This window comes from Corynebacterium sp. UMB4614 (assembly GCF_030217065.1).
Taxonomy (GTDB): domain Bacteria; phylum Actinomycetota; class Actinomycetes; order Mycobacteriales; family Mycobacteriaceae; genus Corynebacterium.
In genome coordinates, this window is the sequence record NZ_JASONC010000001.1 from 166,429 (window position 1) to 179,871 (window position 13,443).

Below are 13,443 nucleotides of genomic sequence, written 5' to 3' on the forward strand. Positions count from 1 at the left end.
TATGAGCAACACCTTCGAGGGCCGGATCGGACGCGCCCAGCGGAAGACCAGCGAGTCCGACATCTCGGTGAGCATCAACCTGGACGGCAGCGGTAAGACCGACATTTCCACCGGACTGCCCTTCTTCGACCACATGCTCACCGCACTCGGTGCCCACGGCTCCTTCGACCTTGAGGTCAAGGCAGTCGGCGACGTCGAGATCGACGCCCACCACACCGTCGAGGACACTGGCATCGTTCTGGGCCAGGCACTGGGCGAGGCGCTCGGGAACAAGGCCGGCATCCGCCGCTTCGGTGATGCGTTCATCCCGATGGACGAGTGCCTGGCTCATGCGGCCGTCGACGTCTCGGGTCGCCCGTACTACGTTGGCACCGGTGAGCCAGATGCCATGGTGCACACGGTCATCGGCGGCCACTATGCCACCGTGATCAACCAGCACTTCTTCGAAACCTTGGCCCTGAACGCCCGGATCGCCCTGCACGTGCGTTGCCTCTATGGCCGCGATCCGCACCACATCACCGAGGCGGAGTACAAGGCCGTGGCCCGCGCACTGCGTGCCGCCGTGGAGCGCGACGAGCGCGTCACCGGCATCCCGTCGACCAAGGGTGCCTTGTAGGATTTGAGCCGCACGCGCCCCAGCCGTGCGGCCTGGGCGGGTGAGAGACCCGTCGCCGATAGAGACCAGCAGATTTTCAACCCCGTGCGCACCACGTACGGAGGAAGGAAGGATGACCTTGCCTATTCGCCCGAAGGCACTCCCGGCGGCAGAGCTCGCCAAGATCGAATCCGTGTGGCAGGCCCCGGGGCTCAAAGCCACGTTGATCTCGGTGTTCTGTGCCTTCGGCGGGTGGGCGATCCTCCTGCCGGTGATCCCGCTGGCCATCATTGAAGCTGGGGGATCCGAGACGATGGCTGGTGCTAGTACCGGCATCTTCATGGGGGCCACCGTGGCGACCCAGTACTTCACCCCAAGGATCCTGCGGAAAGTAGGCTATTTCCCCGTCATGGCCACGGCCGGCTTATTGCTCGGCCTTCCCGCGCTGCTGCACATCGGCTCGTTGTCCAATGCGGCCGTGATCGCCGTGGCTATCATCCGCGGCATCGGCTTCGGTGCCGTCACGGTGACGGAAGCCGCGCTGATCGCCGACCTCGTGCCGCTGCACCTGCTGGGCCGGTCCAGCGGTGTCTTCGGGGTCTTCGTGGGAAGCGGCCAGCTCATCGGCTTCCCGCTGGGCATGTGGGTTTATGACAACTACGGCTCCGCGGTCTACGTCCTGGCCGCCGTCTACGCCGTGGTCGGCGCGGCCGCCGCGCTGGGGCTCCCGGTGGAATCCAAGGAGGTCACCGAGGCCACCCACGAAACCACCGAGGTTGAAAAGCCCGCCACCCAGATGGTTGCCACCTGGAAGCTGGCGACCGTGCCCGGGCTGCTCATCGGTGTCGCCGCCGTGGGGTTTGCAGCGTTCAGTAACTTCCTGGCGCCCGCCGCCGCCAAGATCGATCCCGCCATCGCCGCCACAGTCGCCGGCCTCACCCTGGCGGTGATGGGCGCGGCGCAGACGATCGCGCGTGCGTTCTCCGGCTGGTGGTCCGACCGCAAAGGCGAGCCCGGCACCCTGGCCGTTGCCTCGCTGATCTTCGCCCTCGCCGGTGTGCTGGGAGCAGCCCTGACCATCAATATGGAACCCACCGGCCGGCTGCTGGTGGCCTGCGCCCTGCTGACCGCCGCGATCTTCGGCGCCGGTTTTGGCTTGGCGCAGTCTGAAGCGCTGCTGCTGCTCTTCTACCGCCTGCCGCGCGACCGCTCCGCCGAGGCTTCCGCCCTGTGGAACATGTCCTTCGACTCCGGCACCGGTGTCGGCTCGATCCTGCTGGGCATCGTGGCCTCCAGCTTCGCCTTCCAGGGAGCCTTCATCGGTGCGGGCATCGTCATCCTCGTCGGCCTGGGGCTGGTCATCCTGGACCGCTTCATGGGCCAGCACCGCGTCGTGGACACCGGAAACGTCCGTACCCGTCTGCGCCGCGTGACCGACCGGGTGCGCGTTCGTCGCCGGTAGGCGCCCGGGTACAATGCGGGCTATGGAAACACAGTCCACAGAAGCGAATTCCAGCACAGCCGCCCCTGCTGAAGAGGGCACCCTTAAGGCCACCGGTGGGCGGCGGCCCAGCGTCGCGCTGTTGGACTACGGCAGTGGCAACATCCGCTCCGCGCAGCGCGCCATCGAGCGGGCCGGGGCCGAAGTCACCGTCACCAACGATCCGAAGACGGTGCTGACCGCCGATGGCCTACTCGTGCCCGGGGTGGGGGCGTTCGCCAGCTGCATGACGGGCCTGCGCAAGGTCCACGGGGCCCGACTAATCGGGGAGCGGCTCGCCGGCGGCCGCCCGGTACTCGGCATCTGCGTGGGCATGCAGATCCTCTTCGAGCACGGTGTGGAGTTCGCCGACGGCGCCCACGGCAGCTCGGAGATCGAGGGCGCGGGAGAGTGGCCGGGTACTGTCCGTCGCCTCGACGCCAAGATCCTGCCCCACATGGGCTGGAACACCGTGGACGTCGATCCCGCGGGCAGCCAGATGTTCGACGGTCTCCCTGCCGACGAGCGCTTCTACTTCGTCCACTCCTATGGGGTCCAGGAGTGGGAGCTGCACACCGACGGCCGGACCCGCGCGCCCCTGGTCCACTGGACCCAGCATGAGGACTGCCGCTTCGTCGCAGCCGTGGAAAACGGCCCGCTGTGGGCCACCCAGTTCCACCCGGAGAAGTCCGGCGACGCGGGCGCGCACCTGCTGCGCAACTGGGTCACAACCCTCTAGTTGCACGGTCCCGGCACTGCGCCGGCAGGCCGGGGCTACACTGATCCTTTAATAGCTAAATTCACCCCGTGGCGAGAAAGTGAAAAACATGTCCCACAACAACACCACCGCTTTGACTCTCCTTCCCGCCGTCGACGTCTCCGAGGGCCAGGCCGTCCGCCTCGTCCAGGGCGAGGCCGGCACGGAGACCAGCTACGGCGCGCCGATCGAGGCCGCCATGGCCTGGCAGAACGCCGGGGCCGAGTGGATTCACCTCGTCGACCTCGATGCCGCCTTCGGCCGGGGCAGCAACTTCGAGATCATCCGCGAGGTCACCCAGGCAATGGACCTGAAGGTCGAGCTCTCCGGCGGCATCCGCGACGACGCCTCCCTCGAGCGCGCTCTGTCCACCGGCTGCGAGCGCGTGAACATCGGCACCGCCGCGCTGGAGGACCCGGAGTGGTGCAAGAAGATCATCCAGGAGCACGGGGACAAGGTCGCCATCGGCCTGGACACCCGTGAGGTCGACGGCGAGTGGCGCCTGCGTGGCCGTGGCTGGACCAGCGACGGCGGCAACCTGTGGGAGGTCCTCGAGCGCCTCGACGCCGAGGGAGTGTCCCGCCTCGTCGTCACCGATGTCTCCCGTGACGGCATGCTCAACGGACCGAACGTCGAGCTGCTGCGCGAGGTTTCGGCGGCAACGTCCGCGCCGGTCGTCGCGTCGGGCGGTATCTCCAGCCTGGACGACATCCGAGCACTCGCCGCCGTCGTCGACGAGGGCGTGGACTCGGCCATCGTTGGTAAGGCACTGTATGCAGGCAAGTTCACGCTCGAGGAGGCGCTGCGGGTCGCCCGCGGTCAGGAGGACTGATGACAGAATCTCTCGACACCCGCGCGCTGCTGGCCATCGCCGAAGCCGCGGTCGACGAAGCCGAGGCCACCTTCACGGCCGCCGTCGGTGCGGATCCCGAGGTCATCAAGAGCCCCGGCGATTTCGCCACCGAGGCCGACCTCAAGGTGGAACGGCAGCTGCGCAACCTGCTGAGCCAGTACACCGGCTTCCCGGTTCACGGCGAGGAGTATGGGACCGTCATGCCGGGCGAGCTGCCGGGCGAAGTGCCGGAATACAATCCCGGTGACAAGAGCGCGGACGCCCTCGACGGCCCGCGTCGGCGTCGTCGGGAACTCATCGACGAGGAGCCGGAGACCTTCTGGGTCGTCGACCCGATCGACGGCACCGCGAACTACGCGGTGGGCAACCCATTCTGCTGCATCCTCGTGTCCCTGATTCACCAGGGCGAGACCCTGCTGTCGGTCACCGAGATGCCCCTGCTGGGCCGCCGCATCACCGCGCATAAGGACCACGGGCTGTTCGTGGACGGCAATCCGGCCCGGCCGATGCCTCCCTCGGATGCGGGCGTGACCCAGATCAGCTTCGGCTCGATTCTGTCCCAGCGTCGCGGTAACCTGCCGATTTCCTACCGCCAGGACATGCTCAACGAAATTGGCAAGTCCTATCCGCGCATGCGCGTGACCGGCTCGGTGGGCATTGACCTGGCTTTTACCGCTGCTGGTGTTTTTGGCGGCACGGTGACCTTCAGCCCGAACCTGTGGGATAACGCTGCCGGCATCCTGGCCGTGGAGGCCAACGGTGGCGTGGCAACCGACTTCGCGGGGAACCCGTGGCGACCGGGTGTGTCCGGCCTGGTGGCCGGTGAACCGGACGTGCACGCCACGCTGCTGGAACACATTCAAAACGTGCCGATCGGCACCGCTGCGCGCACCGCGCAGGAGATTATGGACCGAGGTGGAATCCGATGAGCGTCAGTGTGCGCGTCATTCCGTGCTTGGACGTGGCGAACGGCCGCGTCGTCAAGGGCGTGAACTTTAAGAACCTGCGCGACGCCGGTGATCCGGTGGAACTAGCAAAGCGCTACGACGAAGAGGGCGCCGACGAGCTGACCTTCCTGGACGTCTCCGCGTCCAAGGAAGGCCGCGGCACGATGCTGGACGTCGTCCGCCGCACCGCGGACCAGATCTTCATCCCGCTGACCGTCGGCGGCGGGGTTCGTTCCGTCGAGGACGCCGACGCCCTGCTGCGGGCGGGTGCCGATAAGGTCTCCGTGAATTCCTCTGCGGTGGCGAACCCGGAGCTGCTCCGCGAGCTGTCCACCCGCTTCGGCGCCCAGTGTGTCGTGCTCTCCGTGGATGCTCGCCGCTGCGATGACCAGCCCTCCGGCTACGAGGTCACCACGCACGGCGGCACCAAGTCCGCCGGCCTGGACGCCGTGGCCTGGGCGAAGAAGGGCGAGGAGCTGGGCGTGGGGGAGATCCTGCTCAACTCCATGGACGCCGACGGTACCAAGGACGGCTTCGACACCGAGATGCTCGCCGCGGTGCGTGAAGTCGTGTCCATTCCCGTCATTGCCTCCGGTGGTGCGGGTAAGGCCAGCCACTTTCCGCCGGCCGTCGCGGCCGGTGCGAATGCGGTCCTGGCGGCCAGCATCTTCCACTTCGGTGAGGTCAGCATCCGCGAGGTCAAGGACGCACTCGGCCAAGACTACGAGGTGCGCCGTTGAGTTCTGCAGCCCTCGAGCCCGCCATCGCCGAACGCCTGAAGCGCAACGCTGACGGCCTCGTCGCCGCCGTCGTACAGGACGCGACCACCGGCGACGTCCTGATGCAGGCCTGGATGAACGACGAGGCCCTGGCGCTGACCTTGGCCACTCGCAAGGGCACGTACTGGTCCCGATCCCGGCAGCAACTGTGGGTCAAGGGGGAGACCAGTGGGCACACGCAGGAGGTCGTGGAGGCACGGCTCGACTGCGATGGCGACACGGTGCTGCTGAAGGTCAATCAGACCGGTGCGGCGTGCCACACCGGAACCACCACCTGCTTCGATTCGGATAGGTTGCTCTAGAACATGGCTACAGCGCAGGGGAATTTCCAGGAGATCACGACCCGCGAGGAGTTCCGCGCTCTGGCGGCGGAACATCGCGTGGTCCCGGTGGTGTACAAGGTGCTGGCCGATGGGCTGTCCACCCTGAACACTTACCGTGTGCTCGCAGAAGACCGGCCGGGCACGTTCCTCTTCGAATCAGCCCCGAGTGGCAAGTCGTGGAGCCGCTGGTCCATCATCGGCACCGGGGCGCGCGCCGCCCTGGTTGCCAAGGGCAAGGACGCCCGCTGGATCGGCCAGACTCCCGAGGACCTGCCCGCCGCCGAGGACCCGCTCGCTGCGATCAGCGCCACCCTCGAAGCCCTGCACACTGCCCCCATGCCGGGCCTACCTCCGCTGACCAGCGGATTGGTGGGCTATCTGGGCTACGACATGGTGCGCTATATCGAGCGGCTACCGGATACCTGTGAGGACGACCTGGACGTCCCCGACCTGGTGCAGATGCTCGTCGACACCCTGGCGGTCGTGGACCACCACGAGGGCAGCATCTGGCTCATCGCCAATGCCGTGAACTGGAATAACTCACCGGAGCACGTGGACGCCGCCTATGACGACGCCGTCGCCCGCATCGAGGACATGCTCGGCAAGCTCTCCGGCGCGACCGCGGGCGGGGTTCATACTTACGACGCCACCGTCGAGCCGCAGGTCCGTCGCCAGCAGACTTCTGAGGTGTACCGGGAGCGCGTGTTGCAGTGCCAGGAGCACATCCGGGCAGGGGACGCGTTCCAGATCGTGCTGAGCCAGCGATTCGAGATTGATACGGACGTGCCCGCCCTGGACATCTACCGGATGTTGCGACGCACCAACCCGAGCCCGTACATGTTCCTGATGAACATCCCGAACGAGGACTTCACGCAGACCGCATTCCGGATCGTCGGCTCCTCGCCGGAGTCCCTTGTCCGCGTGCAAGATGGGCACATCAGCACCCATCCGATCGCCGGTTCCCGGCCCCGCGGGGCCACCCCGGAGGAGGACCTGGCCAACGAGCGGGAGCTGCTGGCCGATGAGAAGGAGAACTCCGAGCACTTGATGCTCGTGGACCTCGGCCGCAACGACGTTGGCAAGATCTCGAAGCCTGGCTCGGTGGCGGTACACGACTTCCGCCACATCGAGCGCTACAGCGCCATCATGCACCTGGTTTCCGGCGTGACGGGCGAGCTCGCGGAGGGTAAGACGGCCGTGGACGCTGCGGCCGCGACCTTCCCGGCGGGCACGCTCTCTGGCTCCCCGAAGCCATCCGCGATGGGCATCATCGACCGCCTCGAGGACACCCGCCGCGGTATCTACGGCGGCACGGTCGGCTACTTCGATTTTTCCGGCAACACCGATCAGGCGATCGCGATCCGCTCCGGGCTCTACAAGGACGGCACCGTGTACGTGCAGGCCGGTGCGGGTATCGTTGCGGATTCCGACCCGGCGGCGGAAGACCGCGAGTGCCAGCACAAGGCCGCGGCCGTGCTGCGCGCCGTGGCAGCAGCGGAGACGCTGCGCAAGCTCTAGGTTGCGACCGGCCAACGACGTTGACGAAAAAGGTAAGAAGGGCATGACGAAGACTGAGAAGCGCATTCGTGGGCTGGCCCAACTGCTGGTGATCCTGGCAGCGGCCGGCGTGTGGGGTTTCGGCCGCATGAACTGGCTGACCGCGGAGGTCTTCGACGACAAGTCCGGCGAGTCCACCCACGAGCTCGTGGGTGCAGTGTGGGATCCGGCTGGCACGCCGCTGGCGCTGGCGATGATGGCCGCGCTGATCGCGACGATGGCGGTCCCACCGGTGGTGCGCCGCATCATCGGAGTGCTCATCGCACTGTTGTCCGCTGGCGCGAGCTTCCGAGCCGTGCAGCTCGTGGGTGCGGAGCCGGATCTCTACCGAGCCCAGCAGCTGCTGCGCTCTGGCGTGGCCACGCAGAATTCCAGCAACCCCGAGCAGATCTCCGCCTGGGCCCAGGTGGTGTCCGCGGAAGTGCACAACCTGCCCGTCCTGCTCACCGTCATCGTCGCCATTCTCGGCGTGTGTGGCGGAGTGATCCTCGCGATGAAGCCCGGGAGCTCGGACAGTGGCTATAGCCGCTATGAGACCCCGGAACGTCGGCGCGAGGGAGCCAAGCAAGACCTGACGGAAAACCCGGATTCCGGCCGGGTGCTGTGGGACGCCCTGGATGCGGGAGTGGACCCCACGGACGACGAACGGACGTAGCCGGTACCACCCGGGGTGGCAGGATTTCGTGCCAGCGCGACGCGTAGATAATGTTGTGACCATCGACACAGCGATCGTGAAAGGTTAGGCCGACATGGCAACAGTGTTGGATGAGATCATCGCCGGAGTTCTCGAGGACCAGGCTCGCCGTGAAGCGGAGGTGCCGCTGGCGGAGATCAAGGCCCGTGCACTGGACGCCCCGCCCGCGCTCGACGCGCTGGCTGCTCTCTCCGGTCCGGATGTGAGCGTTATCGCTGAGGTCAAGCGCTCCAGCCCCTCGAAGGGAGCGCTGGCCGCGATCCCAGAGCCGGAGGTGCTGGCCAAGGCCTATGCCAAGAACGGTGCCGCCGTCATCAGCTGCCTGACCGAGGAGCGCCGCTTCAACGGCTCCCTGGCCGACTTCGACGCTGTGCGCGCAAACGTGGATATCCCGCTGCTGCGCAAGGACTTCATCGTCAACCCGTACCAGATCTACGAGGCACGGGCCCACGGCGCGGACGTCATCCTCCTCATCGTTGCAGCCCTCGAGCAGGAGCGGCTGACCGGGCTCCTGGAGTGCGCCGAGTCGCTGGGGATGACCGCCCTCGTCGAGGTCCACACGGAGGACGAGGTCGAGCGCGCGGTCGCTGCCGGTGCCAAGGTCATTGGCGTCAACGCCCGTAACCTCAAGACCCTCGAGGTCGATATGTCCGTCTTCGGTCGTATCGCCCCGCTGATCCCGGATCACATCGTGAAGATCGCGGAATCCGGTGTGCGCGATAAGCACGACCTGATCGAGTACGCCCGCCACGGCGCAAACGCTGTCCTCGTGGGCGAAGGGCTCGTGACCGCCGACGACCCGGGTGCGGCCGCCAAGGCCCTCGTGGTGGCAGGCCAGCACCCGGCGTGCCCGACCGGCTCCAAGCAAAACGCATAACCCCAGCCAGGTAAGTTGGAACTCGTGAGTAATAACAAGAAAAGCCCAGCACAAGCACTTCCCACCGCCGGCGAAGTGATCGGCACCGCGACCCACCACGAGCCCGATAATCTCGGGCAGTGGGGCGACTTCGGTGGCCGTTATATCCCAGAGGCCCTCATGGCCGTGATCGATGAGATCACCGACGCCTGGGGCAAGGCGAAGACCGATCCGGAGTACCTGGAAACGCTCGACGATCTGCACCGCAACTACTCGGGCCGACCGTCCCCGCTGTACTACGCAGAGCGGTTCTCCAAGCACGTGGGTGCAGAGGTGTGGCTCAAGCGTGAAGACCTCAACCACACGGGTTCCCACAAGATCAACAACGTGCTCGGCCAGGCCCTGCTAGCCAAGCGCATGGGCAAGACCCGCGTGATCGCTGAGACGGGCGCCGGCCAGCACGGCGTCGCAACCGCCACCGCGTGTGCCCTGCTCGGCCTGGAATGTCGCATCTACATGGGGGCAGTGGACGCCCAGCGCCAGGCGATGAACGTCGCCCGGATGAAGCTGCTGGGAGCGGAAGTCGTGGAGATCGAGCTCGGCTCCGCCACGCTGAAGGACGCGATTAACGAGGCCATGCGCTACTGGGTGGCCAATGCGGACGACACTTATTACTGCTTTGGCACCGCCGCCGGCCCGCACCCATTCCCGCAGATGGTGCGCGACCTGCAGCGCATCATCGGCACCGAGGCCCGCGAGCAGATCCTTCAGGGCGCTGGTCGCCTCCCAGACGCCGTGGTGGCCTGCGTGGGCGGTGGCTCGAACGCCATCGGTCTGTTCCACCGGTTCATCGAGGACGAGTCCGTCGCGCTGATCGGCGCCGAGGCCGCGGGCGACGGCATGGACACCGGCCGTCACGCAGCACCCATCAACATGGGTCGCCAGGGCGTGTTCCAGGGCTCCTACTCCGACTTGATGGAGGACGAGGACGGCCAGATCATCCCATCGCACTCCATCTCCGCCGGGCTCGATTACCCGGGTGTGGGCCCTGAGCACTCCGCATTGCACGCCGAGGGGCGCGCGGAATACTTCGCCATCACCGATGCCGAGGCCATGGAAGCTTTCCGCCTCCTGACCCGCTTCGAGGGCATCCTGCCGGCCATCGAGTCGGCCCACGGTGTGGCCGCTGCCATCAAGTACGCCGAGCGCGAGGACAACCCGTTGATCATCGTCAACGTCTCCGGCCGCGGCGATAAGGACGTCGCGACCGCCGCGAAGTGGTTCGCGAAGGAGGGAAACTAAATGAGCCGTCTGGAACAGATTTTTAAGGACGCCAAGGCCGAGGGACGGGCGGCGTTCGTCGCCTACTACCCGGCCGGTTTCCCGACGGTCGAGGAGTCCGTCGAGAACATCATCGAGCTGTCCAAGCACGCGGATCTCATCGAGGTGGGCATCCCGTTCACGGACCCGATGATGGACGGCCCGACCATCCAGCACGCCGCGGACATCGCCCTGGAGAACGGCTTCAAGGTCAAGGACACCATCGAGGTCGTCCGCCGGGCTACCGAGGCCGGCGCGAACTGCGTGGTCATGACTTACTGGAACCCGGTGCTGCAGTACGGCCCGGAGCGCTTCGCCGCCGAGTTCGCTGAGGCCGGTGGCCTGGGCAGCATCATCCCGGACCTGCTTCCGGAGATGGCCGGCCGCTGGAAGGCTGCTTGTGATGAAAACGACCTGGACCCCGTGTACCTGGCGGCTCAGTCCACCACGATGGAGCGGCTGGAGATGACCACCCACGCTGGTGGTGGCTTCATCTACGCGGCCTCCCACATGGGTGTCACCGGTGCTCAGGACGAGGTCGATAAGGGCGCCCAGGAACTCGTGGAGCGCTGCCGCAAGGTCACCGACCTGCCGGTGGCCGTCGGCCTGGGCGTTCGCGACGGCAAGCAGGCCGCGCAGATCGCGGCCTTCGCCGACGGTGTGATCGTGGGCTCCGCCCTCATCAACGCCACTGAGCAAGGCACCCTGGTGGAGGTCGCAGCAGACCTGGCCGCCGGCGTGCGTGCCAAGGCGTAGGGGAGCAGCCACGGATGATGGGTGCCCCGGACACCATGCTGCTCGCCGCGATTCCTTCGCCACCACAGGGCGTGTGGTACCTGGGCGGATTCCCGCTGCGGGCCTATGCCCTGTGCATTCTCACAGGCATCGTCGTGGCGTACTTCTGGTCGCGTAAACGCTACGCAGACCGCGGCGGCGACCCGGAGGTTGTGGTCGACGCGCTGCTCGTCGCCGTGCCCGCGGGCATCATCGGCGGGCGTATTTATCACGTCATCACCGACCACGATAAGTACTTCGGGCCGGGGAAGAACCCCGTCGACGCCCTGAAGATCACCAACGGTGGCTTGGGCATCTGGGGTGCGGTGATCCTGGGCGGGGTAGCCGTGGCGCTGCTGTTTAAGTTCAAACGCCTCCCACTGATGCCTTTCGCGGATGCCATCGCGCCCACCATTTTGCTGGCACAAGCCATCGGCCGGTTGGGCAACTGGTTCAACCAGGAGCTTTACGGCGGTCCCGCTGACGGCCCGCTGGCTTTGGAGATCTACCGCCGCGTCGACGAATCCGGCTACCTCGCGCCCGTCACGGGGCGCTCCACCGGGGAGGTCATCGCCACCGTCCAGCCCACCTTCCTCTACGAGATGGTGTGGAACATCCTCATCGTCTGCCTGCTGGTCTACATCGACCGCACCCGCCGGCTGGGTGGCGGCAGGGTGTTCATGCTCTACGTGGCTGGCTACACCCTGGGTCGCTTCTTCATCGAGATGCTGCGCACCGATCCGGCGACGACGGTCTTCGGGGACGTCCGCATCAACGTGGTGGTCTCTGCCGTGGCGTTTGTGTCGGCTGCCATCCTGTTCTGGGCGACCCGGAACCGACGTCGGGAAACTCCCGAGTACGTCCGCGGCAACGCCGAACTTTCTGCCGAGTCGGAGTAAAAACTCGCCCCAATTACCCCTTATGTAGCGGGGGTAGGCTGCTCCTGGCTATTCTGGGGAGCTGTGAGCAGAAGAACAAAAATCGTGTGTACGCTCGGCCCGGCAGTGGCCGATAAGGATTCGATTCGCGGGCTGATCGACGCGGGCATGAATGTCGCGCGCCTGAACTTTTCCCACGGGGAACACGCTGATCATCAGCAGAATTACCAGTGGGTCCGCGACGCCTCGGCGGAGACCGGGAAGCCGGTCGGCATCCTGGCCGACCTGCAGGGACCGAAGATCCGCCTCGGCCGCTTCGCCGAGGATAAGACCTACTGGGCGACCGGCGAGACCGTCCGCATCACCGTGGAGGACATCGAGGGCACCCACGACCGCGTCTCCACCACGTACAAGGGCCTTGCGCGGGACGCCCAGCCGGGCGACCGCCTGCTCGTCGATGACGGCAAGGTCGCGCTGATTTGCAAGGCTGTCGAGGACGACGACGTGGTTTGCGAGGTCGTCGAGGGCGGCCCGGTCTCCAACAACAAGGGCGTGTCCCTGCCGGGGATGAACATCTCCGTCCCGGCGCTCAGCGAGAAGGACCGCGAGGACCTGCGCTTCGCCCTGAAGATGGGCGTGGACTTCATCGCCCTGTCCTTCGTGCGCTCCCCGGCGGACGTTGAGCTCGTCCACGAGATCATGGACGAGGTCGGCCGCCGCGTCCCGGTCATCGCGAAGCTGGAGAAGCCGGAGGCCGTCGACGCGCTGGAGCCGATCATCCTGGCCTTCGATGCGATCATGGTTGCCCGCGGTGACCTGGGCGTGGAGGTGCCGCTGGAGGACGTCCCGCTGGTGCAGAAGCGCGCCATCCAGATCGCCCGCGAGAACGCCAAGCCGGTGATCGTGGCGACCCAGATGCTGGATTCCATGATCGAGAACTCCCGCCCGACCCGCGCGGAGGCCTCCGACGTGGCCAACGCCGTGCTGGATGGTGCGGATGCGGTCATGCTGTCCGGAGAGACCTCCGTGGGTAAGCACCCGATCGCGACGGTGGAGACGATGTCCCGCATCGTCGTTGCCGCCGAGGATGACGGCGAGGCCCCACCGCTGACGCACCGCCCGCGTACCCGCCGCGGCGTGATCTCCTATGCGGCGAAGGACATTGGCGAGCGCCTCAACGCGCGCGCCCTGGTGGCCTTCACCTCCTCTGGGGATACCGCCAAGCGCGTGGCACGCCTGCGCAGCTACCTGCCGCTGCTGGTGTTCACGCCTTCGCAGGACGTGCGCAATCAGCTGTCGCTGACCTGGGGTACTGAGACGCTGCTCACCAATGACGTCGATTCCACCGATGACATGATGCGCGTGGTGGACGAGTCCCTGCTCAGCAAGAAGAACTACAACTACGACGACCTCGTCGTGGTCACCGCGGGCTCCCCACCGGGGATCCCAGGCAACACGAACATGATCCAGGTACACATGCTGGGTCAGGAGCGCCGCCGCTAGGTCAAAGCGCGCAGGCGTGAAAAAGGGGCCGGGCTGCTCGCTGGTGACGCGAGACCCGGCCCCTTTCGCTGTGCTTATCGCGGGTGGGGCAAAGCAGGTGGAGCGAATACTGCGGTGCGGGCGCCGC

At 66.5% G+C, this 13,443-nt stretch carries 14 protein-coding genes; all 14 read left to right on the plus strand.

Going from position 1 to position 13,443, the window contains the following annotated elements; all coding sequences use genetic code 11:
- The first annotated feature begins 1 nt into the window (after position 1).
- On the plus strand, positions 2-616 hold the full coding sequence (gene hisB, locus QP413_RS00705; RefSeq protein WP_070761909.1) for an imidazoleglycerol-phosphate dehydratase HisB: 615 nt from the start codon (positions 2-4) through the stop codon (positions 614-616).
- A gap of 112 nt (positions 617-728) precedes the next feature.
- On the plus strand, positions 729-2,057 hold the full coding sequence (locus QP413_RS00710) for an MFS transporter (protein ID WP_148812023.1): 1,329 nt from the start codon (positions 729-731) through the stop codon (positions 2,055-2,057).
- A 13-nt stretch (positions 2,058-2,070) separates the two neighbouring features.
- Positions 2,071-2,814: an imidazole glycerol phosphate synthase subunit HisH gene (gene hisH / locus QP413_RS00715; RefSeq protein WP_284780090.1), complete on the plus strand. Its 744-nt coding sequence runs from the start codon at positions 2,071-2,073 to the stop codon at positions 2,812-2,814.
- Between the two features lie 88 nt (positions 2,815-2,902).
- The gene (gene priA / locus QP413_RS00720) at positions 2,903-3,664 is read left to right on the plus strand and encodes a bifunctional 1-(5-phosphoribosyl)-5-((5-phosphoribosylamino)methylideneamino)imidazole-4-carboxamide isomerase/phosphoribosylanthranilate isomerase PriA (RefSeq protein ID WP_284780091.1); all 762 of its coding nucleotides are present in this window, start codon (positions 2,903-2,905) and stop codon (positions 3,662-3,664) included.
- Positions 3,664-4,614, plus strand: coding sequence for an inositol monophosphatase (locus QP413_RS00725; protein WP_284780092.1), 951 nt, complete (start codon positions 3,664-3,666; stop codon positions 4,612-4,614). The genes priA and QP413_RS00725 overlap by 1 nt, the downstream gene beginning before the upstream one ends.
- Positions 4,611-5,372, plus strand: a complete 762-nt coding sequence (gene hisF / locus QP413_RS00730; RefSeq protein WP_148792409.1) for an imidazole glycerol phosphate synthase subunit HisF — start codon at positions 4,611-4,613, stop codon at positions 5,370-5,372. The genes QP413_RS00725 and hisF overlap by 4 nt, the downstream gene beginning before the upstream one ends.
- Entirely contained in the window at positions 5,369-5,713 is a 345-nt protein-coding gene (gene hisI, locus QP413_RS00735) for a phosphoribosyl-AMP cyclohydrolase (RefSeq protein ID WP_012360416.1), read from the plus strand. The genes hisF and hisI overlap by 4 nt, the downstream gene beginning before the upstream one ends.
- Positions 5,714-5,716: 3 nt before the next feature.
- On the plus strand, positions 5,717-7,252 hold the full coding sequence (locus tag QP413_RS00740) for an anthranilate synthase component I (protein WP_284780094.1): 1,536 nt from the start codon (positions 5,717-5,719) through the stop codon (positions 7,250-7,252).
- A gap of 43 nt (positions 7,253-7,295) precedes the next feature.
- Positions 7,296-7,946, plus strand: a complete 651-nt coding sequence (locus tag QP413_RS00745; RefSeq protein ID WP_284780095.1) for a TIGR02234 family membrane protein — start codon at positions 7,296-7,298, stop codon at positions 7,944-7,946.
- Between the two features lie 94 nt (positions 7,947-8,040).
- Complete coding sequence (gene trpC, locus QP413_RS00750) at positions 8,041-8,862, plus strand: indole-3-glycerol phosphate synthase TrpC (RefSeq protein WP_070758079.1); 822 nt, start codon at positions 8,041-8,043, stop codon at positions 8,860-8,862.
- A 24-nt stretch (positions 8,863-8,886) separates the two neighbouring features.
- Positions 8,887-10,143 carry a tryptophan synthase subunit beta gene (gene trpB, locus QP413_RS00755; protein ID WP_284780098.1) on the plus strand — a complete coding sequence of 419 codons (1,257 nt, stop codon included), beginning with the start codon at positions 8,887-8,889 and terminating at the stop codon, positions 10,141-10,143.
- Positions 10,144-10,917, plus strand: a complete 774-nt coding sequence (trpA, locus tag QP413_RS00760) for a tryptophan synthase subunit alpha (RefSeq protein WP_148820561.1) — start codon at positions 10,144-10,146, stop codon at positions 10,915-10,917.
- 14 nt (positions 10,918-10,931) lie between these two features.
- Entirely contained in the window at positions 10,932-11,834 is a 903-nt protein-coding gene (lgt, locus tag QP413_RS00765; RefSeq protein ID WP_284780101.1) for a prolipoprotein diacylglyceryl transferase, read from the plus strand.
- A 63-nt stretch (positions 11,835-11,897) separates the two neighbouring features.
- Positions 11,898-13,316, plus strand: coding sequence for a pyruvate kinase (pyk, locus tag QP413_RS00770; RefSeq protein ID WP_070758086.1), 1,419 nt, complete (start codon positions 11,898-11,900; stop codon positions 13,314-13,316).
- Positions 13,317-13,443: the final 127 nt, after the last annotated feature.